At 43.6% G+C, this 23,451-nt stretch carries 25 protein-coding genes; 13 read left to right on the plus strand and 12 right to left on the minus strand.

Features of this window, described 5'->3' with window-relative positions; translation table 11 throughout:
- Window positions 1-27 precede the first annotated feature (27 nt).
- A complete protein-coding gene (locus tag BM271_RS07535) occupies window positions 28-1,380 on the plus strand; it encodes an alanine/glycine:cation symporter family protein (RefSeq protein WP_046789082.1) in 1,353 nt (450 codons plus the stop codon).
- Window positions 1,381-1,427: 47 nt separating this feature from the next.
- On the opposite strand, the gene BM271_RS07540 is transcribed toward BM271_RS07535, so the two are convergent.
- Together BM271_RS07540 and BM271_RS07545 are read right to left on the minus strand one after the other, a co-directional pair.
- Window positions 1,428-1,952, minus strand: a complete 525-nt coding sequence (locus BM271_RS07540; RefSeq protein WP_046789083.1) for a transcription repressor NadR — start codon at window positions 1,950-1,952, stop codon at window positions 1,428-1,430.
- Window positions 1,949-3,043: a cysteine desulfurase family protein gene (locus BM271_RS07545; RefSeq protein ID WP_046789084.1), complete on the minus strand. Its 1,095-nt coding sequence runs from the start codon at window positions 3,041-3,043 to the stop codon at window positions 1,949-1,951. Before BM271_RS07545 ends, BM271_RS07540 begins: the two co-directional genes overlap by 4 nt.
- A gap of 84 nt (window positions 3,044-3,127) precedes the next feature.
- On the opposite strand from BM271_RS07545, the gene BM271_RS07550 reads away from it, so the two are divergent.
- From BM271_RS07550 to nadA, 3 genes are read left to right on the plus strand one after another with little or no spacing between them, the layout of a single operon-like run.
- Window positions 3,128-4,699: an L-aspartate oxidase gene (locus BM271_RS07550; RefSeq protein ID WP_046789085.1), complete on the plus strand. Its 1,572-nt coding sequence runs from the start codon at window positions 3,128-3,130 to the stop codon at window positions 4,697-4,699.
- A complete protein-coding gene (nadC, locus tag BM271_RS07555; RefSeq protein ID WP_200795329.1) occupies window positions 4,650-5,483 on the plus strand; it encodes a carboxylating nicotinate-nucleotide diphosphorylase in 834 nt (277 codons plus the stop codon). Before BM271_RS07550 ends, nadC begins: the two co-directional genes overlap by 50 nt.
- Window position 5,484: 1 nt before the next feature.
- A complete protein-coding gene (gene nadA / locus BM271_RS07560; RefSeq protein ID WP_046789086.1) occupies window positions 5,485-6,585 on the plus strand; it encodes a quinolinate synthase NadA in 1,101 nt (366 codons plus the stop codon).
- A 26-nt stretch (window positions 6,586-6,611) separates the two neighbouring features.
- Here nadA and BM271_RS07565 read toward each other — a convergent pair whose 3' ends face one another.
- Window positions 6,612-7,955, minus strand: a complete 1,344-nt coding sequence (locus BM271_RS07565; protein ID WP_046789087.1) for an MFS transporter — start codon at window positions 7,953-7,955, stop codon at window positions 6,612-6,614.
- Window positions 7,956-7,991: 36 nt separating this feature from the next.
- Window positions 7,992-9,095 carry a 5-methyltetrahydropteroyltriglutamate--homocysteine S-methyltransferase gene (locus BM271_RS07570; RefSeq protein WP_046789088.1) on the minus strand — a complete coding sequence of 368 codons (1,104 nt, stop codon included), beginning with the start codon at window positions 9,093-9,095 and terminating at the stop codon, window positions 7,992-7,994.
- Between the two features lie 121 nt (window positions 9,096-9,216).
- Here BM271_RS07570 and BM271_RS07575 point away from each other — a divergent pair, with 121 nt between their 5' ends.
- Complete coding sequence (locus BM271_RS07575) at window positions 9,217-10,125, plus strand: LysR family transcriptional regulator (RefSeq protein ID WP_046789089.1); 909 nt, start codon at window positions 9,217-9,219, stop codon at window positions 10,123-10,125.
- A gap of 1 nt (window position 10,126) precedes the next feature.
- Here the strand turns inward: BM271_RS07575 and BM271_RS07580 are convergent, their stop codons facing one another.
- Complete coding sequence (locus tag BM271_RS07580) at window positions 10,127-10,567, minus strand: YtoQ family protein (RefSeq protein ID WP_046789090.1); 441 nt, start codon at window positions 10,565-10,567, stop codon at window positions 10,127-10,129.
- 172 nt (window positions 10,568-10,739) lie between these two features.
- Between BM271_RS07580 and BM271_RS07585 the strand changes: the two genes are divergently transcribed.
- Both BM271_RS07585 and BM271_RS07590 read left to right on the plus strand, forming a co-directional pair.
- Window positions 10,740-11,405: an HAD family hydrolase gene (locus BM271_RS07585; protein WP_046789091.1), complete on the plus strand. Its 666-nt coding sequence runs from the start codon at window positions 10,740-10,742 to the stop codon at window positions 11,403-11,405.
- A 77-nt stretch (window positions 11,406-11,482) separates the two neighbouring features.
- Window positions 11,483-11,812, plus strand: a complete 330-nt coding sequence (locus BM271_RS07590; protein WP_046789092.1) for a hypothetical protein — start codon at window positions 11,483-11,485, stop codon at window positions 11,810-11,812.
- A gap of 24 nt (window positions 11,813-11,836) precedes the next feature.
- Here the strand turns inward: BM271_RS07590 and BM271_RS07595 are convergent, their stop codons facing one another.
- Window positions 11,837-12,019, minus strand: a complete 183-nt coding sequence (locus tag BM271_RS07595; protein WP_046789093.1) for a hypothetical protein — start codon at window positions 12,017-12,019, stop codon at window positions 11,837-11,839.
- A gap of 337 nt (window positions 12,020-12,356) precedes the next feature.
- Between BM271_RS07595 and mqo the strand changes: the two genes are divergently transcribed.
- Complete coding sequence (gene mqo / locus BM271_RS07600; protein ID WP_046789094.1) at window positions 12,357-13,868, plus strand: malate dehydrogenase (quinone); 1,512 nt, start codon at window positions 12,357-12,359, stop codon at window positions 13,866-13,868.
- A gap of 46 nt (window positions 13,869-13,914) precedes the next feature.
- Here the strand turns inward: mqo and BM271_RS07605 are convergent, their stop codons facing one another.
- From BM271_RS07605 to BM271_RS07625, 5 genes are all read right to left on the minus strand, one after another.
- Window positions 13,915-14,616, minus strand: a complete 702-nt coding sequence (locus tag BM271_RS07605) for an ABC transporter ATP-binding protein (RefSeq protein ID WP_046789095.1) — start codon at window positions 14,614-14,616, stop codon at window positions 13,915-13,917.
- Between the two features lies 1 nt (window position 14,617).
- Entirely contained in the window at window positions 14,618-15,670 is a 1,053-nt protein-coding gene (locus BM271_RS07610) for an ABC transporter permease (RefSeq protein ID WP_046789096.1), read from the minus strand.
- Window positions 15,671-15,901: 231 nt separating this feature from the next.
- Entirely contained in the window at window positions 15,902-16,600 is a 699-nt protein-coding gene (locus BM271_RS07615; protein ID WP_052749798.1) for a DUF1129 domain-containing protein, read from the minus strand.
- Window positions 16,566-16,928, minus strand: coding sequence for a PadR family transcriptional regulator (locus BM271_RS07620; RefSeq protein WP_046789097.1), 363 nt, complete (start codon window positions 16,926-16,928; stop codon window positions 16,566-16,568). The genes BM271_RS07615 and BM271_RS07620 overlap by 35 nt, the downstream gene beginning before the upstream one ends.
- A 298-nt stretch (window positions 16,929-17,226) precedes the next feature.
- On the minus strand, window positions 17,227-17,988 hold the full coding sequence (locus tag BM271_RS07625) for an arylamine N-acetyltransferase family protein (protein WP_046789098.1): 762 nt from the start codon (window positions 17,986-17,988) through the stop codon (window positions 17,227-17,229).
- Between the two features lie 40 nt (window positions 17,989-18,028).
- On the opposite strand from BM271_RS07625, the gene proC reads away from it, so the two are divergent.
- Complete coding sequence (gene proC, locus BM271_RS07630; RefSeq protein WP_143544917.1) at window positions 18,029-18,844, plus strand: pyrroline-5-carboxylate reductase; 816 nt, start codon at window positions 18,029-18,031, stop codon at window positions 18,842-18,844.
- Between the two features lie 48 nt (window positions 18,845-18,892).
- Here the strand turns inward: proC and BM271_RS07635 are convergent, their stop codons facing one another.
- Entirely contained in the window at window positions 18,893-19,399 is a 507-nt protein-coding gene (locus tag BM271_RS07635; protein ID WP_046789100.1) for a ferritin, read from the minus strand.
- Between the two features lie 174 nt (window positions 19,400-19,573).
- On the opposite strand from BM271_RS07635, the gene BM271_RS07640 reads away from it, so the two are divergent.
- From BM271_RS07640 to BM271_RS07655, 4 genes are all read left to right on the plus strand, one after another.
- Window positions 19,574-20,488: a LysR family transcriptional regulator gene (locus BM271_RS07640; RefSeq protein WP_046789101.1), complete on the plus strand. Its 915-nt coding sequence runs from the start codon at window positions 19,574-19,576 to the stop codon at window positions 20,486-20,488.
- Window positions 20,489-20,590: 102 nt separating this feature from the next.
- A complete protein-coding gene (locus BM271_RS07645) occupies window positions 20,591-21,376 on the plus strand; it encodes an amino acid ABC transporter ATP-binding protein (protein ID WP_046789102.1) in 786 nt (261 codons plus the stop codon).
- Between the two features lie 20 nt (window positions 21,377-21,396).
- Window positions 21,397-22,068 carry an amino acid ABC transporter permease gene (locus BM271_RS07650; protein ID WP_046789103.1) on the plus strand — a complete coding sequence of 224 codons (672 nt, stop codon included), beginning with the start codon at window positions 21,397-21,399 and terminating at the stop codon, window positions 22,066-22,068.
- Between the two features lie 39 nt (window positions 22,069-22,107).
- Window positions 22,108-23,445 carry an LLM class flavin-dependent oxidoreductase gene (locus BM271_RS07655; RefSeq protein ID WP_046789104.1) on the plus strand — a complete coding sequence of 446 codons (1,338 nt, stop codon included), beginning with the start codon at window positions 22,108-22,110 and terminating at the stop codon, window positions 23,443-23,445.
- Window positions 23,446-23,451 lie beyond the last annotated feature (6 nt).

The raw sequence follows: 23,451 nt of genomic DNA on the forward strand, positions 1-23,451 counted from the left end.
GTATTGACAAATAAAGGGAGGAATTACATGGGTGCATGGTTTACAGATCTCACAGCTGATATCAGCAGTTTCGTATGGGGGCTTCCTCTTATCATTTTCCTGGTGGGTACAGGTTTGTTCCTGACCTTAAGGCTGGCATTCTTTTCGTTTAGAATGCTGCCCTACTCGCTGAAAATGGCTTTCAGCAAGTCAGATGATAAAAGTGAAGGAGACATTTCGCATTTCCAGGCCTTGATGACTGCTCTTGCAGCAACAGTGGGGACAGGTAACGTCGTCGGTGTCGCAACGGCTGTTGTCCTGGGTGGTCCCGGAGCCGTATTCTGGATGTGGATTACAGCATTAGTCGGTATGGCTACAAAATATTCTGAAGGTATACTGGGTGTTAAGTATCGTCAGAAAAACGACAAGGGGGAAATGTCCGGCGGACCAATGTATTATTTGGAACACGGACTGGGACAGAAATGGCTTGGCGTACTCTTTGCATTTTTTGCAGTATTCGCAGCGATATTCGGCATCGGCAACATGATCCAGGCCAACGCTGCCTCCGACGTTGCCCAGGATGTATTCAGCATTCCTACATGGATGACGGGAGTGGTTATGGCGGTTCTTGTAGGAATGGTCATTCTCGGCGGGGTCAAGAGCATCGGTCGGACTGCGGGAATACTCGTACCGTTCATGGTCGCATTTTACTTAATTGCAGGTGTTGCCATACTTATTCTTCATTTTGATAAAGTCCCGGCTGCATTCGGACTTATTTTCACAGATGCATTTACAGGACAGGCCGTGGCGGGCGGTGCACTGGGCACCGTAATACGCATGGGGGTTGCACGAGGGCTGTTTTCAAACGAAGCAGGGCTTGGTACCGGCGGTATTGCAGCGGCATCCGCACGTACTGATGTCCCGGCAAGGCAGGCATTGGTTTCCATGACGCAGGTTTTCATCGATACAATCGTTGTATGTACCATTACAGGTGTGTCACTGACTATGGCCGATATGTACACGTCAGGAGAAGACGGGGCGGCACTGACGGCGCAATCCTTTGAAATGCTGCTGCCTGGCTTCGGCAACTATGTTGTTGCCATAACATTGCTTACCTTCATCTTCTCGACAATTCTCGGCTGGGGATACTTTGGAGAGAAGTGTTTCACCTACCTTGTTGGTGACAAGTTCACATATCTGTACCGGGTTATTTTTGTCCTGGCAATCATACCAGGAGCGACTATGTCCCTCCAGACCGTTTGGAACCTCGGCGATATATTCAATGCGCTGATGGCGATACCAAACTTAATCGGTCTTTTGGGATTGTCCGGTGTCGTAGCGGCCGAAACGAAGATATTCATCGATATCAGAAAGAAAGAGAAACAGCGTCAGCTTGGCTGATATAAAGCCATAAAAAGGACGATGGCCGGTGCCATCGTCCTTTTTTATCAGTCCTGTATGATGTAGCCGTGTTCAATCAGGTCACGGACGGCATTATCGAGTATTTTTTCCGTGTCTGCAGATATTGTGTGAAGATGTATATTATCTGTAAGATTGGCAAGCATCCTGCTCTTTTCTTCGTGCATACGTGTGAGGAACATGGCCAGTTCCGCATTGGTCGAAATCATCAGTTCACCTGTCAACTCTCCATATACCGGGTGATCGATGGAGACATTATCTATCATTGCCCCATTATCGAGAATAATCTCCAGCTCCTCCTTCATCTCTGAAAATTCATGCTGGCAGGCAATCGTCCGTTTACAGGGTTTGCCTGGACGCTCGGCCGGCCGGTGTACATATCCTCTGCTGGTCGAGACGATAGGATGTCCGTCAGCCTTCAATATGGAGATATCCCTGACAATAATCTGTCTGGATACATTAAATTGTTCGCCCATTGCTGTTCCACTGATTGAATCCCGGGTGCTTTTCAGCTGTTCTAATATTTCTGCTCTTCTGCGTTGTGCTGTTGTCATCGTTTCACCTCCTGCAGTATCAGGTTAAGATGAGAGATGAGTACATCTATCTCATCCAGTGTCGTATTTTTTGAAATCGATATTCTTATATAGTGTTCTTCTGAAGTTTCATACTTCCTATCAAGTAAGGCGGCCAGTCCTTCGCTCACCATGCGGCCCTGACCGCATGCTGTCCCGGTTGAAATATATATATTTTTGCTTGAAAGGCTCTGCATCACATACTGCCCTTCAACAGAAGGTGTTACGCATGCAATGATATGCGGTGCTGAAACATCAAACTGCAGCGGTGTAACGCCGATATTTCGAAGCTCTTTCCCCAGATATTCCTTGGTTTCATTCATCTTTCTCATATTTGGATCAGCAGACAGGCACATCGCCATTACCGCAATCCCAGGAACATTAAGTGTACCATTCTGCGTTCCTGATTCATGATGGAAGTGCCTGTTGAGCACATTCATATATTTATAATCCACCATCAGTACGCCGGTCCCCTTTGTCCCGTGCAGCTTATGGCCGGAAAAACTGTAGCTGCTGCAGACTTCGTCGATGTCTATCGCATCTTTGTGCGCCCCCTGTACACCATCTACATGGAATGGGATATCACTGATACTGCACATTTCTCCAACTGCTTCCACGGGGAGCCGGTAACCGATCTCAGAGTTGACATGCTGCATGATGACCAGGGAGGTATCCGTCTCAAACATTTTAGACAGTGAAATCAGGTCGATATTGCCATCGTATTCGAGCGGCATTCTGACGATGTCATAATTCTCCCGGAATGGTTCAAGTGCAGCATCAATTGACGGATGTTCATAAGGGGAAACCAGTATCTGACCAGCGGAACTGCCCTTCAGTAACAATTGTATCGCAATTTCATTCGCATGTGAGCCGCTTCTTGAGAAAATTACGTGTTTACGGCTGTCAAAGTAGTTCTGCATATAATTTCTTGTCTGTTCCAGAAGATGTCTGGCATCAAGGCCACCTGCATGGAGGCTTTCGCTGTTATAGAACATCTCCCTGTACAATTTCAAATATGCCTCCATTATATGGGAATCCGGCTTTGTTGTTGCGGCATTATCCAAATAAATCATGTTATTTTCTCCTTTACTGTTGTAATAAAGACTATTTAATGTCAATATTAATGTAAAATATAATGTAAATAAAGGTGTAAACACATGAATGATGTAATTGTTATTGGATCCGGCCTTTCAGCACTCAGTTTCATCTATGCATTGGATGAAAATAAAAAAGTCATCCTTTTTACAAAAGACAAGATTGATGATCATAACAGCAGACTTGCACAGGGTGGAATCTGCTACTCATTCCATGAAGGGGATCATGGGGAAAGTCATGCTGGGGATACATATGAAGCCGGTGCCCGTATGGGTGACCGGGATGTCATCCGTAAGATGATCGGAAAAAGCCATTCTCTCATCAAGCGGTACATGGATGACGGCATGTCTTTTGACCGCAACATGGAAAATGAACTCGTTTATGGACTGGAGGGCGCACACAGTACGCCGAGGATTTTGCACGCAGGTGGAGACAGGACCGGGAAGATGATGACGGAATTCTTTTTGAAACGGCTGGAAAAGCGTCATATAGAAGTGCATTCTGAGCATACTGTCATCGATATTATAACGGATGCTGAAAATGGTGCGCGTGGCGTCATTGCAATGGATTACAATGGTAACGCCAGGCAGTATTTTTCAGACAGTGTCATTTTGGCGACGGGTGGATACAGTGGCTTATTCACGCCAAATTCGGGAGCATCAAAGACAATGGGTACGGGCCATATACTGGCCCTGCGTTCGGGCGTCCGATTGCGCCATATGGAAATGGTCCAATTCCACCCGACGCTGCTCGGAACAGAGGACCGGACTTATGGTCTTGTCAGTGAAGCGGTGAGAGGGGCAGGTGCGGTGATCGTCAATGACAGCGGAGAGCGTATCATGGAATATGCGCATCCGATGAAGGACCTGGCGCCGCGGGACGTTACGAGCCTCGAAGTCTATAGACAGGAGAGAGCTGGCTGTCGGTGCCGGCTCGATATCAGCGGGGTGCAGAATTTTAAAGGCAATTTTCCAGCAATATATAAAGCTGCCAAAAAGCATTTTCCGGGAGCACTGCGCAATCTGAGGATTCCTGTTACGGCAGGTGCCCACTACACCATGGGAGGTGTTATCGCCGATACAGACGGAAAAACGAGTATACCCGGACTCCGGGTGATCGGCGAAGCGGCAAGCACCAACTTCCACGGTGCAAACAGGCTGGCAAGCAACTCTCTTTTGGAGGCTGTCGTCACCGGGAATGAAGCGGCACTGGCTGTAAATGAAACAGAGCGACACGTTCATGGAACTATCGATCCTGCAAGACTGCGGGTGCCGTATATAGATCCGGAGGTCTGTGACGGAATCAAGACGGAAGCAAAAGAGACAATCGGGTTTACAAGATCCGGAGGTGAGTTGAAACTGCTGCTTAATAAAGTGCGTATGCACCTTGAAGGAGCGGAATCATCTCATACAGATATCGCTGGCTGGCATCGTTATTGTGAAATCATGACTATTTACAGTATGCTGCATGGATGTTTACACAGGAGAGAGACCCGAGGTTGTCATAACCGCAAAGATTTCCCGGATAATGATGAAAAGCTGCGTAATACAGAAATACAGATTGGAATGGAAGGAGAGGATCTGGTTGTTGAATGTGTTGAAAATCAGAGAAAAAATCACGAACTTTTATATTGAAGACAATCATTATGGAGATCTCGCTTCAGGCATTTTTGACAGTACTGCAAAAGGCACTGCGACTCTGATTGCCAAATCTGACGGCTGTTTCTGCGGCATGCCGGTCATTGAAGAAGGGTTTAAAATTGCCGATTCAAAAGTAACTGTTGAAATGCTGATAGAGGAAGGGGAATCAATTAAAAATGGGGATGAAATCGCCCGGATCAGCGGCAATGTCTGCTCTATTCTTACTGCGGAACGTACTGTGCTGAACCTTGTGCAGAGGATGTCGGGAATCGCCACGATGACAAAGCGGCTTAACGATAGAGTCAGGCATACCGGCGTTACAATCATTGATACACGGAAGACGACACCCGGCCTTGGCATATTTGAAAAATATGCGGTCTCTGTTGGCGGTGGTAAGAATCACAGACGAACATTGAATGACGGTATAATGCTGAAAGATAATCACATTTCATTTATGGGCTCTATGACAAAAGCGATTGATGAAGCAAAAAACATAAAAGGTCCGATGGACAAAATAGAAGTGGAAGTTGAAGATGAGATGATGCTCGATGAAGCAATTCGCAATGATATTGATATTATCATGTTTGATAACTGTACGCCGGAATGGATCAAAAAGCATATTGAAAAAGTTCCGGAGTCAATCAGTACCGAAGCATCCGGTGGCATTACAGAAGATACACTTTTGGAATACGCTGAAACAGGCGTCGAGTATATTTCAGTCGGAGCGTTGTTCCATCAACAGCAGGCATTAGATTTTTCATTAAAGGTGGTATATTAAAATGTTCAATCCAATAGAGACACTCCCGAAAAGAATTCCGGAGTATTACATAAAAGCTTCAAACGAAGAGTTGGAAGATAAAATCAGAAAGATAAAGGAAGAGATGGGTGACAGGCTGTTTATGCCCACACACCATTATCAAAAAGATGAGGTGGCACAATTTGCTGATGTGATGGGAGACTCCCTGCAGCTTGCCCGCATCAGCAAAGATAATACAAAAGCGGAATACATTGTTTTTAACGGCGTTCATTTCATGGCTGAAACTGCCGATATACTGACAGATGATAATCAGACAGTTTATCTACCTGATTTAAACGCAGGCTGTTCCATGGCTGATATGGCGGATATAGACCAGGCCATATTGGGCTACGACCGGTTGACAGAAAGGCTGGGAACGGGGATCCTGCCGGTGACATACGTCAATTCCACTGCAGCAATCAAATCATTCGTAGGGGAAAAAGGCGGCTCCTGCGTGACAAGCGGTAATGCTAAAAAAGTGATACAGTGGGCTCTTGATAAAGGTCAGCGAATTCTATTCCTGCCGGATCAGCATTTGGGCCGAAATACAGCATATGATCTGGGGGTGCCGTTGGAACATATGGCGGTATGGGATCCGATTCATAAAAAACTTGAATATGAGGGGGATGACGAAGACCTTCGGATTATTTTGTGGAAAGGCCATTGCTCAGTGCATGAAAAGTTCTTTCCCGCCCATATCGACCAGGTGCGGAAAAGGAAACCGGACATCAACGTGCTGGTGCACCCGGAGTGTCCGTTTGAAGTGGTGCAAAAAGCAGATTACAGCGGTTCCACCAAATATATCATCGATATGATGGAAAGTGCCCCGGAAGGCTCCCAGTGGGCCATAGGCACAGAAATGAACTTGGTAAACAGGCTGAGGGACACTTACACACATTTGGAGATAGAATCATTGAATCCGATCATGTGTCCATGTCTGACGATGAACCGCATCGACCTTCCTCACCTGGCATGGTGTCTGGATAAGATTGTCGAGGGGGATGCTGCGAATGTTATCAAAGTGGATGAAAATACAGCACATTATGCTAAAACAAGTTTAGAACGCATGCTTGAAATTGTATAAAAAAAGCAACCGGCCGGTTGCTTTTTTTATGTTTCATTTGCGGTTTGAGCATTGGTTTGGATTGTTTCAACAACTCTCTCCCGTACGAACAGAAGGGCTGCGCCTCCAAGCAGACTGGGGATGGCGAATGCCATGAATGCTGTCTGGGGAGCGATATTCGTCATGAGTACAAAGCCGATGAGTATCGGTGCGGTGATCGAGCCAAGACGGCCGATTCCTACTGCCATGCTGAGTCCTGTGCCTCTTATATCGGATGGGTAGAATGCACTGATGTATGGATTGACCAGGTTCTGGGTCCCCCCGGTACATGCCCCGCCGATTGCGATCAGAATATATAGGAGTATCGGTTGGCTCGTAATGCTCAGCGCTACAAAACAAATTGCTCCGGTAAGGTACATTGCAAGCAGTACATTTTTATGGCCGATCCGGTCCACCATGTATCCCCCTGTCAGGGAACCGAAAATCTGGCCGACTGCCAGTATCAATATGAATGACATGCTGGAGGCTACATTGAATCCGGATTCCTGCATGATGGTCGGCAGCCATGTATTGAGGCCGTAAATCATCATGAGACAGCTGAATACCATGAGCCAAAATGCGAGTGTCGTGATTGAACGGTTGTCGGAAAACAGTTTGCCGACTGGTATCCCTTTCGTTTCCTTTTGGACAGCTGTGTAGACGAATTCATCCGTTTCTTTATAGTTGCCGCCGGGATTTGCCCTGTTCAAAATTTGAGCGACTTTATCTTTCCTTCCTCTCGACAGATGGTAATTAAGTGATTCAGGAAACTGTCTGATCAATAAAGGCAATGCGGCTAGCGGGAGCGCCCCGAGCCAATACATGAAACGCCAGCCCAGACTTTCGAGCAGGTAGATTGCCGTAACCGAAGCGATGATCGCTCCGATTGAGTAGCCGCAATACATTGCTGCAACAGTCATTGCCCTGTTCTTTTTAGGCGAGTATTCGCTCATGAATGAAATGACGACAGGCATCAGTCCGCCCATCCCCATGGAAGCGATGAAACGGAAGACGGTGAACATCGTCGCATTTGATGCGAAACCTGCGAGCATGTTGAAAATGCTGATGAGTACAAGGCAGATGACGAGGATGCGTTTTCTTCCAAGAATGTCGGAAAATGATCCGAGAACAAAAGTGCCGAGCATCATGCCGGCGAGTGCATAACTTCCTATTGCGCCGCCCTCAGCCGCAGACAAACCGAAGTCTTCCATCATATGTGGCAATCCTATTCCGTATAATGCGATATCAAACCCGTCAAAAGCGATGGCAAAGAAGCACCATAGAAACACCAGTAGATGAAACTTATTGAAGCGGCTGTTATCAATCGCCGCTTCCACCTGGACTTTCTGCATCCGGTTTCCTCCTGTCCGTAAATTTTATAGTAAGCGTTATGTCCACACGTCGTTTGCAATGTCGACGACGTGTTCAAGTTTCCTCCACTGTTCGTCTTCTGTTAGAAGATTTCCCTCCTCTGTAGAAGCGAAGCCGCATTGGGGACTGAGTGCGAGCTGTTCCAGTGGAATAAACTTCGCTGCTTCGGAGATGCGTTTCTTAACAGTTTCCTTGTCCTCAAGTTCTCCGTGCTTGGATGTGACAAGCCCCAGGACGATGGTCAAATCCTCTCTGTTGACATGGCGGAGCGGTTCGAATCCCCCGGCACGGTCAGTGTCATACTCCAGGAAGAATCCGTCTATATTGAGCCTGCCGAAAATTTCTGCAGCCACCGGTTCATATCCGCCGGAAGAAATCCAGGTGGAACGGAAGTTGCCGCGGCAGATGTGCATTGTGATTTTCAGATCATCAGGACGGTCCGATACGGCATTGTTGATCGTTTCCAGGTATTTCTCCACAAGATATTCCGGGTCCAGCCCTTTTTCGCGCAACTGCTCTTTTTGCTCATCCGAACAGAGATAAGCCCAAGCTGTATCATCAAGCTGGAGGTATCTGCAGCCGGCGTCATAGAATGCGTGGATGGCTTTTTTATATGCTGCAGCGAGATCTTTGAAAAATTCTTCTTCGTCACCATAGACTGACGGATCGATTTCACCGCGGAAATGAAGCATGCTCGGGCTCGGAATCGTAAACTTCGCAACATGCTCCCCTGCCTCATCCCGCAGGAATTCAAAATCTTCCAGGAACGGATGGCTGTCGAAATCCAGTTTCCCTGTGACCTTGATCGCACGTGACTTGGTCTGCTGCTCCTTAAACTGGATGCCGTCTCCGGACCAGTACCCTTCAACGCCAATCAGGTTCTCCAGAAAATCGAAATGCCACCAGGCACGCCGGAACTCCCCGTCTGTAACAGCTTCCAGGCCGATGTCCTTTTGTTTCTGGACGATTCTTGCAATCTCTTTATTTTCAATTTTTCTCAGGTCTTCCGGAGAGAGTTCACCCGCCTCCCGCAGTTTACGTGCCTCTTTGATTTTTTCCGGCCGGAGCAGACTGCCCACCTGGTCTGCTCGGTATATTTTTTTAGTATTTAGTGTCGTCATCAAAATCCTCTCCCATTTTTAATATTGTTTAAATACTATCATGTCTGTAAGATATAGAGTAACTGTTAATAGTCATAATTCGCTATAACTAAATACTATAACGAAAAATGAGGGAGACTTTATGAAACTGCATCAACTGAAGTATTTTATAGAAGTAGTGCTGAGCGGCTCCATTAACGAGGCGGCACGCAGACTGTACATTTCACAGCCTACCCTGTCAAAAGCGATCAAGGAATTGGAGAAGGAAGTCGGTTTTACTTTATTCACAAGAACTTCCACGGGAATTTCCCTGTCGCAGGATGGGGCGGAATTTTTAAGTTATGCAAGACAGATCAATGAGCAGGTGGAACTTCTGGAAAGCAGGTACTTCAATAAACAGCCTTCCCAGCAGCTGTTTTCCATCTCCTCCCAGCATTATTCATTTGTAGTGGATGCATTTGTGGAAATAATCCGTAAATATGGCGGCAGCAAATACCAGTTCACAATCAGGGAGACCCGTACATATGAAATCATCGATGATGTAAAAAACCTGACCAGTGAAGTCGGCCTCCTGTATATCAGTGCATTCAATGAGAAAGTACTCTTACAGCTGATGAAGGAAAAAGGGCTTGAATTCAACAAGCTCTTTGAGGCTGCACCGCATATTTTCATTAGCCAGAAAAATCCTCTGGCTAAAAAGGCTACAGTGACTTTAGAGGATTTGGAAGCTTATCCAAGGCTGACATTTGAGCAGGGGCAGTATAATTCATTTTATTATTCCGAAGAGATTTTCAGCACACTCCCCAGCCCGAAAAGTATTCAGGTCAGTGACAGGGCAACATTATTCAACCTGCTTATCGGATTGAACGGATACACAATTTCAACAGGGATTCTGAGTGCTGATCTGGATGATTCTGAAATCGTACAGGTACCGCTCGAGGCTGAAGACACGATAAAAGTCGGATGGGTGGTCAATAAAAAAACAGAGCTCAGCACCATGGCCAAGCTCTTTTTGGAAGAATTGCAGCATACGACGCGTCATATGCGTTAGATTATTTATAAATATACTCAAGGATTTCCACCGCCTGATCTATTGTGGACACCGTAACATTCGCTTTGTTTGAAAGTTCCTTAAGAGGGTGGATCAGTTCATCAGGACGGACGAGGATCAGAGGCTTGTTCAGAGCGACCGCAGTGCTTGCATCCATTGCAGTATTCCATTGCTTGTACTTTTCACCGAACAATGCGATGACAACATCGGATTTCTGCATCAGCACCTGGGTGCGCAGATTATTAATGGCTGAAGCGGCATCGTCTTTATAGTAACCGCCCGGCTGCTCGCCCAGGACATTCTCGCCAATATTATCGGAAAGATCATGGTTTGTCTGTGGACCTGTGAAATTCAGAGGCAGATCTTTCTCTCTTGCCTTCTGGGCCACCGTATCGCGCCAATCATCATGAATTTGTCCTGCTAGATATACTGTGAGTTCCATATTAAATATTCCTCCCAATAGTTGTTACCTCAATCATATAGAAAAGTGTACCGTTTTCATAATAAATTGACCAGACAGTGATATATTGGGAACGATGGTTTTGTGATAAAATAATATATATAGTTCAGTGTTTTATAATATGATGATTACGATTAGGAAAGGAACATCGAATATGAAAGTTGCTTTATTTGATTTCGATGGAACACTGTATCCACATGAGACGTTTACAATACTGATGGAACGTCTGAAGAATCATCCCAAGTTCAAAAAGAACTACCGAAGATTCATCAGGAATTTCGCTCCATTTTATATTGCCTATAAACTCAAACTTGTCAAAAAAACAAAAATGCAGCATAAGGCGATGGAATTTTATATCCGCTCCTTTAAACATAACTCAAAGCTTGAGATAGAACAATTTTTCAATGACGTGGCAAAAGACATGGCGGGGGAGTTGAGAGATTCCCTGGTCCGGAAAATCAGACAGCTGCAAAAAGACCACTATTATATCATGCTGATATCCGGCGCTTTCGTACCCTTGCTTGAAGCGGTATTCAAAGGGTTCAACATCGACTGCATCATCGGTTCCGAAGTGCACTATAAAGATGACAGACTGGATTATAAATCACAGTTTGAACGTGTGCATGCAGAACGGAAAATCGACATCATAAGAGACCATTTCAAGGGCAGGGAAATCGATTGGAAAAGCAGTGAGGCCTACAGCGACAGCTATTCCGATTTAAAGATGCTGGAGCTTGTCGGCAGACCGGTCGCGGTAAAGCCTGACCCGGAACTCCTTGCCGTGGCTTCCCAAAATAACTGGGCGATTCATTGTGACTAGCCGGTTCATTTATTAGAAGTTATTCAAATGGAATGATAAAATTATCAGATACAGAAAATTGAATGGAGGACGATGGAATGAGTCTGATTGATATCGATCAAAACGAATTGTATCCCACAGAAAAAATCGGTCCGGCAGTGGAAGGGACGATCATTTATAAGGTTGGGGAGCAAACAAATTTTAAAGGGGCATATATCACCACGAATGAAAGAATGATCATGAGCGTGGATATGAACGGAGAGCCCTATAAACGTGTATTCAGCTATCAGGATATTGTTCAGGCACTGATTGAGGATGATACCCTGTTCATCGAATTTCCTGAAGGCATGGGCAAGGTGGCCATGATTGATGTAGTCGAAGGAAACCTGCAGGAGTTTGCGGATTACGTAAATGAAAAAGTGAAATAAGATGCAGAAAAGACCAAAACCGGTTTAGTTTTTGCGGTTTTGGTCTTTTTTTGCTTTCTTCCTTCTGTATCTGTCATAACTCCGGCTTGCAAGCATAACGAGATAGTAGATGAATACACCGCCGACCGCATTTGCGGGGTCAGTGATGAAAAGCAGGAGGAAGAATATAATTATGGGTGTAATGACGAAAAAAGAAAAAATTTTCATTAGGATGCTCCTTGGAAATTATATTATCAGTTTATCAGAATTCCGGTTTTTATACTTGCTCCTTTTTGGATGGCCGCAAAAGCATGTCTGTATCTATTCGTATAACACATTAAATTAATTGTATGACATAATATGTGAGAATGGACTTTTATATATTGGAAAAAAGGAGTATAATGAACAATAATAAATATTATCAACCCCCAATATACGCTATACTAATTCTGGTATGGTGTTTATTGATTGCAGAAAAGAAACGCTTACAGGCTATATTGTGATTTACTTAACTTTTAAGCGCTTCTGAATCTTTGAATATAAACGAAGGAGCATTGTGGTTATTATGAACAGTGTATTGAACAAGACGGATGTCATCCTGATTGGCGGCGGCATTATGAGTGCCACTCTGGGGACATTACTAAAAGAATTGAATCCGGAATGGGATATTAAAGTATTTGAGAAGCTTGACAGGACGGCCCAGGAAAGTTCGGATGCGATGAATAACGCAGGTACGGGTCACTCTGCACTTTGTGAGATGAACTATACGCCGGAAGCTGCAGATGGATCGCTGGACATTACCAAAGCGATCAAGATCAACGAGCAGTTCCAGTTATCGAAGCAGTTCTGGTCCTACCTGGTTGACCGGAAACTGGTAGACAAACCGAATGAATTCATTATGCCGGTACCTCACCTGAGTTTCGTGGAAGGTGAAAAAAATGTCGAGTTTCTTAAAAAACGTGTAAAGGCGCTTTCCAGCAATCCTCTGTTCGAAGGCATGGAGTTTGCAGAAGACGAAGAAACGCTTAAAAAATGGATTCCATTGATGATGGACGGCCGTAACAGTACTGAACCGATTGCCGCGACCAGAATCAAATCGGGCACAGATATCAACTTTGGTAACCTGACACGTAAACTTTTTGATGTGCTTCAGGAGGAAAAAGGTGTGGATATTCATTTTGAACACAGTGTTGAAGATATCCGCAGGACAGAAGGCGGAGAATGGCAGCTTAAGGTCAAAGAGCTTAAAACTGGAAAAAATGAATATCACACGTCAAAATTCGTGTTTATCGGTGCAGGCGGAGGCAGCTTGCCTCTGCTTCAAAAAACGGGTATACCCGAATCAAAAAATGTAGGCGGTTTTCCGGTAAGTGGTCTGTTCATGGTCTGTCAGGATCCTGAAACGGTGGAAAAACATAATGCCAAAGTGTATGGCAAGGCAAAGGTGGGTGCGCCGCCTATGTCTGTTCCGCACTTGGATACCCGTTATATCGACGGTAGAAGATCGTTGCTTTTCGGTCCATTTGCCGGCTTTTCGCCTAAATTCCTGAAAACAGGATCCAACATGGACTTGTTAGGTTCAGTGAAACCTTATAATGTTCTGACGATGCTTTCGGCAGGTGCCAAAGAAATGGATCTGACGAAATATCTGATTCAGCAGCTGCTGCTTTCTGAAGAAGAAAGAATGAAGGAACTCCGTGAATTTATTCCAAATGCCAAAAGCGGTGAGTGGGATATCGTGACTGCAGGCCAGCGTGTTCAGGTGATCAAGGACACGGATAAAGGCGGCAAAGGAACGCTGCAGTTTGGTACAGAAGTCATCACTTCAGAAGATGGTTCCATTTCTGCACTGCTGGGTGCCTCTCCTGGTGCATCTGTTTCTGTTGATGTAATGCTGGATGTAATGTGCAGATGCTTCAAGGATGAGTTCCCTGGGTGGGAAGATAAAATCAAAGAAATGATTCCATCGTACGGTATATCACTGACAGACAACCCGGAGTATTTCAAAGAAATAGATGAAAAAATCTCAGAAAACCTCGAGCTGAACACACATGAAGAGGGGATTTTACTGAGCTGATAAAAAAACAGCCTGGCAATTCAATTTGAATTGCCAGGCTGTTTTTTTAATTATATATAAGCTCTTTTTTATCCATTTTTTCATCTGCTACATATCCATCATCCAGTGTATATATCCTGTCCGCATAGCCAAACAGCCGCTCGTCGTGGGTGATCATGAGACCGACGGCATGTTTGACTTTAATATTATCACGGATCATTTCCATCACTTCCGTCGCCCTTTGTGCATCGAGGCTTGCAGTCGGCTCATCTGCAAGGATCATTTTCGGTTCATTCATCCACGCCCTCATGATAGCCACACGCTGTTTTTCACCACCGGAAAGGACATTTGGATAAGCTTTCAATCTATGTCCAAGACCGATTTCCTTCAGAAGCTCTTCTGCCCTTATTTTAGCATTTTTTGATGACATGCCTGCCTGTTCTCCGATAAAGGTCAGCTGATCGATGACTTTCATATAAGGAATGAGATGTGAGGATTGGAATATAAATCCGATCTCCTTGAGTCTCATGGATGTCAGAGCTTTTTCCTTTATGTCGAGATAATTTTCACCGTTCAGTGATACTTCCCCGCCGCTGCGGCCGAGAAGCCCGCCGATAATTGAGAGAAGAGTTGTTTTGCCTGAACCGGATGCCCCTTTTAATATGACCAGTTCTCCTTCTTTTACTTCAATGTCAACCCCTTTCAATACTTGTGTTTCGATATCCCCTGTACCGAAGGATTTAGTAAGATTGTTTATTTTTAACCCCATATTATTCGCCTCCTATAGCATCTAGCGGATCAATTTTAACAATTCGGACAAGTGACAGTATCGCTCCCAGAAACGCGACTGCCAGGAATAACCCTGACACAGTCATCATCAGGCTGGTATTCAGATAGAATGGCATCGATACCGGTATAACGGTATTGAGCGTAAACATAATGCCGATGGAAAGAACTACGCCCACCAATGTAATGAGAATGACCTGCACCAGTATCGTTTTGACAAGTTCTCCGTTTTTCGTCCCGATTGCTTTTAAAATACCCAGTTGTGATGACTTTTGTATCGTTATAACATAGAAGAATGCGGACAATACAATCGCTGAAATGATGAAGAGGAAAACAATCATGAGATTGAGCGGCTGCTGTTCTGCCTGGTAGCTGGGGATGGCATTTTTAATCACATCATTACTGACCATTTTCACATCTTCTATATTATTAATTTCTTCAGAAATGCCGTTTGTGTCCTCGGGTAGAGCAACGGCAGCAATGCTTGAACTATCCAGCCTGTCCATACCTCCATCTGTTACGTAAGCCATGGAAGTGTGTGAATACATGATATCCTCCGTGAATCCTGTGATTTCAAAAGTGGTATCTGAATCTTTGATTTTAACCGTGTCTCCGACTTCATATCCTTCCCCCGTCAGTTTATAATTCAGTAGAATTTCATCTGATGTTTCAGGAAAACGGCCTTCATCCGCCACAGGAGCAATATTTTCATCCGTATTGGTGAATACTATATCGATATTGGAGTTGGTTGCATCTATGGTGTTTCTTGAGAATTCTATGTTATGGCCTTCAATTGTCACTTCCTCTATCTGATCCATCTGTTCACTTATATCTGACTGGGTAAGAGAATCATCGACACCCTCGGATATTATAAATTGTTCCTGATTCCAGGCTTCAATACCTGAGATATTTTCTTTAGCAAGTCCCTGTGCAAGTGCCGATATGAACAATACCAGAAATGCGAGCAGGAAAAGTATCAATGTAACGAGTACATATTTAAATTTGTAAAACTTCAATTCCTTTAATGCGAGTTTCATAGTCAGGGTTCCTTTCTCAACGTTTGAACCCTACTCTACACATATCGTATAAATCCAATATAAAAATAAAATAAACTGAGTATAAACTTTTTAAAAATGATATACCGTTTATCATAGAGATGTTTTGAATAGTATAAAAATGGTATAGACAAGTAGCTCCAATAATTACTAAAAAGCAGGCTTTCCGTAATGATATCTTTACGGAGGGCCTGCTTTTTATAATGGCATGCGTTATTGTTTTTCATATCGGCCTGCGTTTTTTTCAGGTTTGAAAATCAGCCATAGCCCTGTTGCTACAAGCGCAATGCCCAGCAGTATAAGTATCCACATGCTGATTTCAAATGATGGACCGATATCGATTAGATCCGTCAAAAATGCGAGAAGTATAATTATTATGAAAGAACCTGTACCGATGAGAAAAACGAGCCCGGATTCTTTCCATACAGGCCAATTTTTAAACAGAGTGAATTGCATCGTACGAAAAATGAGAAATACAAAGCCGACTGCGGCTGCTGACATTACAATGATATGAATAAATTCTGCGAGCAAATTGATCGTTATAGTTGTGGGTGCTCCGTCTATAAGCCTGAAAATCAAATCTGTCAGATATGAAAAAAGATATGTGATTCCCAGAAAGACCACTGCTATAATGCCTGCGAATTTCCAGAGATTTCTCCTGGGCAATTCTTCGATAATGCTGTCAGCGTATGATTTATAATCTTCTCCCGTGACACTTTCAATATTTTTACCGTCCCTTTGGGACTGAATTACATGTGTGAGCAGCTCATTGAGGATTTCCTCGGTTTCTTCATCATCAGAAGTATAATTCGTCCTGATATAGATCAATATATCTTCGTACACTTGTTTATTGTGTGGATTCAGCTTTTCTCTCAATCTATTGTTCTCTTTTATCAGTGCTTTTTCTGACATGCTGTGTATCCTCCTTGAGTATTGTGTCGATTGGTTCGGCAATCTTGTCCCATTCCTCAATCATAAGATTCAATGCTTCTCTACCCTCTTCAGTGATGAAATAGTATTTTCTTCTGGGACCGAAATCAGAGTCGCGTTTTTTACTGTAGATGAAACTGTTTTTCTGTAATCTGAGCAATATCGGATAAATCGTCCCTTCGCTGACGGCATCCAGTCCGAGATTCTGGAGTTTCTCTGACAGCTCGTAACCATATACGACATCATCATTGATGATTTTTAGTATGCAGGCTTCCATAATTCCTTTGAGCAGCTGAGTTCTTTTTGTCATATCACACCTACTTTGTAATACATGATAGTTATTTAAAACAAAAGCTACTATGTAATGCATAATAGCTTAAATAAACTATATCATGATTTTCTGTATGGGTCAAACGATAAAGTTCTGCTACCCCCCGGTCCTCTTTTGCTTCTTTACAAACAATATGGTAAATATCCCGTCAATAACAAGGAGAGCAATAATTCCGTATACCAGGCTGTCTGTTAAAAGGAACACTCCGATAAAAGACAGTATCGGCAATACAACGAATAATATAAAAAAGAAATTCATGACTCTGCTCCTTCTTTAATTAAAATTTAAAGTTAAAATATTTTTCAGCATAACTATAGAACTGGTCGGATGTTATTTCCATTTTCTCAGAATCTTTTCCTGACCAGACAGTGTAATTCGTTTTTGTGAGTGTATGCCTGCCCTGTTTTGTGAAAGCTGTAATCAGCGGATCTTTATTGAAGGGGGAAGTGTCACTGCCGATGATTATATCCTGAACCAGATTGAGATCCTCCAAGTTTCTGACAGGGTCGCTTATATAAAATTTATATCCGTCAGTCCAGCCTTTCTGGCTGGCGCGCAGATTCATTTTTAATATATGCCCATCATCATCTTCAACAATTCTGAATGATCCGTTCCTGGAATCAATTGTTTCACCATCCATCGGTACGGGCTTCAATGGTAAATTGCCTCCAAAACCGGTGTCCACAAGGTAGTCCTCTCCCTGATGTTTCACGAGAAACATTACATGGGTCTTGTCACCGTACTCAGTGCCATTGTAGACTCTGCCGTAATACATTGAAGTATCAAAGTCATTTTCCAAAAGGAATAAATGCAGCAGCGGATTAAGCTCGTAACAGAGGCCGCCTTCATGACGATTTAATATTTTATTTATGAGATTATCCCTGGTAATTGATTCTTTTTTTCGGCGCATGATTGTCAGGTTTTCAAATGGCCAAGCCTTGGATGTACAGTCGAGGATCCCTTCCAGATCATCAAAGGTGATTTTCTGCTCCATTGACAAACCGAGCCGTTGCCTGAATAATAAGTTGAAATCAGTCATAATTCAGCCTCCTTGGGGCAAATTATAACATTATTTAAATTTGCAGAACAGAAAGGGACAATATATGGATTATAAAATAGGGTTTATCGGTGCCGGTAAGATGGTTGCACATATTGTAAACGGACTTTTAAATCAGCCTGGAATGAAAGAGAGGATTGTAGTCGTAGGACGGAGTATGGATAAGCTGGAACAGTTTAACATCGGTAAAGATATCGAAATCAGTACGGACTTTGAGCGTTTGCTGTCATGTAACGTGATTGTAGGCGGAGTCAGTACACAAGCGACGGTCAGGGTGTTCAGAAAATTGAATGAAACGATGAAGAACAAAGAAACGATATTCATGTCTATCGCTGCGGGTGTATCCCTTAACGATATTGAATCGGTATTTCCTGAAAGAAAAGTAGTTCGCTGTATGCCGAACATCGCCGTCTCTTCCAATGCCGGTGTGATGGTGATGTCGGCGAACAGTCAGACTGATCTTGGCGATCAGCGTTATATCGACGATATTTTCGAAAGCATGGGAGTCGTAGAATGGGTGGATGAAGATTTGATGAAATATGTGCCGGCACTCACTGGCTCCTCCCCATCATATGCTTTCCTGATGATTGAGGCTATGGCAGACAAAGCCGTGAGTGTCGGATTTGACAGAAAACAGTCGTACCGTCTTGCTGCCCAGGTTCTGGAGGGCGCCGGTAAAATGCTGCTGGATACGGGTGAACATCCGGCAGTATTGAAAGATCAGATTACTACATCCGGGGGATCAACAATCCAGGGAGTAATGAAACTGGAGCAGGAAGGTTTCCGGAACAATGTCATGCAGGCGATGCAGTCCGTCAATGATGCGAACGAAAAGTAGAGTGGCCGATGGAACTTTCCATCGGCCACTCTCATATTATCGGACAATCTATTCGTTTTCTTCATCAAAACTGCGTTTGGCGAGCTCACGCTCATAGATGAATAATGCGTTATTATCATCTTTGATACGTTCTATATAGTCTATATGCCGTTCGAAAGTTGCTTCTTCTTCAACTTGTTCATCGAGGAACCATCTGATGAATGACAAGGTTGCATATTCTTTCTCATCAGTAGCGACATCAGAAATATTATAAAATGATTTTGTCACTTCTTTTTCCTGTGCCAAGCCGGCTTTAAAAGTATCAAGGATGGAATTATAATCAGTCGTCGGAGCTGGGATTTCTTTGAATACTGCCCGAACTCCGCGGTCGTTCAGATAATCATAAAGCTTCATGCCATGGAACCTTTCTTCTTTGGCCTGCTGGATATAAAAGTTCGCGAATCCCTCATAGCTTCTGGACTCACAATATGCCGCCATTGCCATATACTCGTGTGCTGCTGCAAATTCATTGTTCATTTGGTTATTCAATGCCTCTTTAAGTTTTTCAGATAACATATTATCAATGCCTCCTTTATAAAGCTTAATTATAATTACCCTCTTATTACTAAATATATCACTGTTCCCTCCGATAAAAAATGATTGAGCTGTTTACTTACTTAAATCCTATCTATATAATAGGATTTAATATATCCTGAATAAAAGGAAATTCATTTTAAAAGGAGTGGCTCAGTGAATATAGAAAACTTGGAGGCATTTGTTTTTGTAAATCACTTTGGAAGTATTAATAAAGCTTCTAAAGCGCTCTTTTTATCACAGCCATCAGTAACCTCCAGAATAAAATCACTTGAACGCGAACTTGATGCTGAGCTGTTCGAAAGAACGGGACGGCGGTTGAGGCTGACAGACACAGGAGCAGGCTTTCTGCCGTTTGCAGAAAACATAGTGGATACACTGAAGAAAGGAAAGGCATACCTGCAAAGCAGTAAAAGCGAAAATCATTTTACAATCGGGAGTTCAGGCTTGATCTCTTTTTATCTGATTCCGAGGATCCTACCAATGCTAAAACAGAACTTTCCTGAATTGAATATAAAAATAGTGACCGCACCGAGTGAAGAAGTATCCAGAATGGTAGCCGCTGGAGAAGTCGATGTTGGTTTTGCGAGCAATATATCGAATCCCAGGCTCAGTACATTGAAAGTGGCCGAAAGTCCAATCAAGTTGATTGTCCCGGCAGGCCATGAATTTACAGGAGGAAATGTGGATGCAGAGAGGCTGGCCGAAAATACTATTGTTTTCTTCGCCTGCGGTTCATTGGACTGGACGATGGTGCATAATCTGTTCCTGAACCTGGAAGCGCAGCCTGACATCAAGTATGAAGTAGACAGCATGGAGACGGCCAAAGGAATCATTTTAAATAAAGCTGCCATCGGATTTTTACCGGAACTCAGCGTGCACAGAGAAATCGAAGAAGGAAGTTTATATGGGCTTGATATTCCCGAACTATCCAATGTGTCATTGAAGACGGACATGATCTACAGGAATGATACATTCCTATCCTGGATGGACGGATTCGTCGGAATCGTAAAACAGGCTGCAGAGATCCGTCCGAAAAGTGATGTGCTTATAGATCCTCTCTATAAGTAAGGTCTAAAACACCTATATATAAGCATCTTGCCCTGTAACGGCCAGGATGCTATACTTATCAGCATTAATCATACTATAATAGTAGGAATTTGGAGGGAGTCCATGATTAAAGTTTCAGGTCTGAAGAAAGCTTTCAAAAATACAGAAGTACTGAAAGATATTAATTTCGAAGTAAAAGATGGTGAAACTGTCGTGATAATCGGCCCATCAGGTTCCGGAAAATCAACTTTGCTGAGATGTTTGAACTACCTGGAGAAACCCGATGCAGGTCTTATAGATATAGGCGATGTTTCTGCAAATACCGAGAGAGTTAAGAAGCCGACGATCAATAAGCTGAGAATGCAGACCTCAATGGTCTTTCAGCATTACAATTTATTCAAAAACAAAACTGTGCTGGGCAATATCACATATCCCCTCACTGCTTCAAAAAAATTTAAGAAGGAGGAAGCAGTAGAGATTGGTGAAAAGCTGCTGGGTCAGGTGGGTATCCTTGATAAATCAAAGCAATATCCAGTGGCATTGTCAGGAGGCCAGCAGCAAAGAGTCGGCATTGCAAGAGCATTAGCAGCCGATCCGCATGCTATCCTGTTTGATGAACCGACATCATCACTCGATCCCGAGTGGGTCGGAGAAGTGCTCAAAGTGATTTCGGATATATCAAAAAAAGAAAAAACGATGATTATTGTGACACATGAGATGGATTTTGCCAAAGAAATTGCCGACAGGGTGATTTTCATGGCTGATGGCCACATTGTCGAAGAAGGAACACCGGAAGAGATATTTGATAACCCGGAAAATGAAAGAACCAGAAAATTCCTGAGAAAATACACAAATCATTCCGGCAGCATCGAAGAAGAAACAATTGAACCGGAACTTGTGACAGTCTAATAAGATGAGGAAGTGATGTAATGAATTTTGATATTGGTTATATGATTGAAATATTACCTCAACTGCTGGTATATATCCCGATCACTCTGTATCTCGCAATCGTTTCCATGATTATCGCAGTTGTAATCGGCGGGGTCCTGTCATTGATTCTGGTTAATAGAACGCCGGTGGCGGTGCAGTTGTCAAAACTGTATATTTCGTTCTTCAGGGGTACGCCGGTACTTGTACAGCTGCTCATGATCTATTTCGGATTGCCGCAGCTTTTCCCATGGTTGAATTCCATTTCCGCAGTTAATGCGGCAATTATCGCCTTCAGTTTCAATACGTCCGCATACCTCGCAGAAATATTCAGGGCTGCACTTACCTCTGTAGATAAAGGACAGACCGAAGCAGCGATTTCCACAGGGCTTACATATCATCAGGCGGTTTGGGGTATTGTTCTGCCGCAGGCTGTAAGAAATGCAGTGCCGGCCACAGGGAATATGTTCATCGGATTGATCAAAAACTCTTCCCTGGCTTTCACTATCGGCGTTACAGAATTACTCGCTCAGGGGAAACTGCTTGCTACAGCAACATTACAATTTTTCGAAGCTTACCTCGCAGTCGGCATCATATACTGGGGCATGACCATTCTATACAGCTGGATGCAGAAATGGTATGAAGCAAAAATAAATAAGCCATATGAAGCGTGATGCAATATATAAATTTAGCTAATGGGAAGTGATGTAATCATGAGCAAAAAACAGATCAAACTGGGACTTCTGGTCCAGGGACCGGGTGCGCATCCCTATTCATGGCGGGCAGATGATACTGTGATAGACGGCAGTATCAATTTTGAGTATTATCTGGATGTTACAAAACGAGCTGAAACAGCAGGTTTTGAATTTCTGTTCATAGCAGATGGTGTTCATATTAATGAACAATCCATCCCACATTTTTTGAACCGTTTTGAACCATTGACCCTTCTATCTGCACTGGCACCGCTCACATCCAAAATTGGTTTGGCGGGGACGGTATCAACGACTTACAGTGAACCGTATAATATATCGAGACAACTGGCTGCCATTGATCAGATCAGTGGCGGACGTGCGGGTTGGAACGTCGTTACAACGCCTCTCGAAGGCAGTGCGGACAACTTTAATAAAGGTAATCATCCTGAGCATTCAAAGCGTTATCAGATGGCTGGTGAATATATTGAGGTGGTTCAGGGTCTGTGGGATTCATGGGAAGATGATGCCTTTGTCAGGAACCGTGAAACCGGCGAGTTTTTCGATAAAAACAAACTCCATACATTGGATTATAAAGGCGATTTCTTTAATGTGAAAGGACCATTGAACATTCAAAGATCCCAACAGGGACAACCTGTTATTTTTCAGGCAGGTGCTTCAAAAACCGGAAGAACTTTCGCAGCAAAGTACGGTGAAGCAGTGTTCACTCATGCGAATTCATTTGAAATCAACAAAGAGTATTATAACGATATAAAATCACAGGCAGAGAAATATGGCAGAAATGAAGAAGATGTCCTGATACTCCCCTCCTTGTCTCCAATCATCGGTGCAACAGAAGAAGAAGTTGAACAAAAGCATGAAGAAATTAAAAACCTGATCACCATCGACAAAGCTTTGGAAGTACTGGGAAGATTTTTCGACCATTATGATTTCAGCCAGCATACATTGGATGCGCCTTTCCCGGATATTGGAGATGTCGGCAAAAACAGTTTCAGATCCACTACGGACAATATCAAAAGGAAAGCTTATGAAAATGGTTCAACGTTGAGGGAAGTGGCGTTGGAAGTGGCTTCTCCCAAAGATGTATTTTCCGGCACTTACCGGCAGGTGGCGGATAAGATGATTGAATGGGTGGAAAACGGAGCGGCGGATGGCTTTGTATACACGCCCCAGACCTTCGGTAGTCAGTATGATGCATTTTTAGAATATGTTGTACCCATACTTGAAGAGAACGGAAGTTATACACGGGAATATGCCGGAGAAACATTGAGAGAAAATCTGGGGCTTAAATTTAAAGAAAATCGTTATACGAAAGAAAAAAGCAAAAGTGTCAAAGCATAGTGGCAA

The sequence above is a fragment of the Salinicoccus halodurans genome, assembly GCF_900114445.1.
In the GTDB taxonomy this organism is placed as follows: domain Bacteria; phylum Bacillota; class Bacilli; order Staphylococcales; family Salinicoccaceae; genus Salinicoccus; species Salinicoccus halodurans.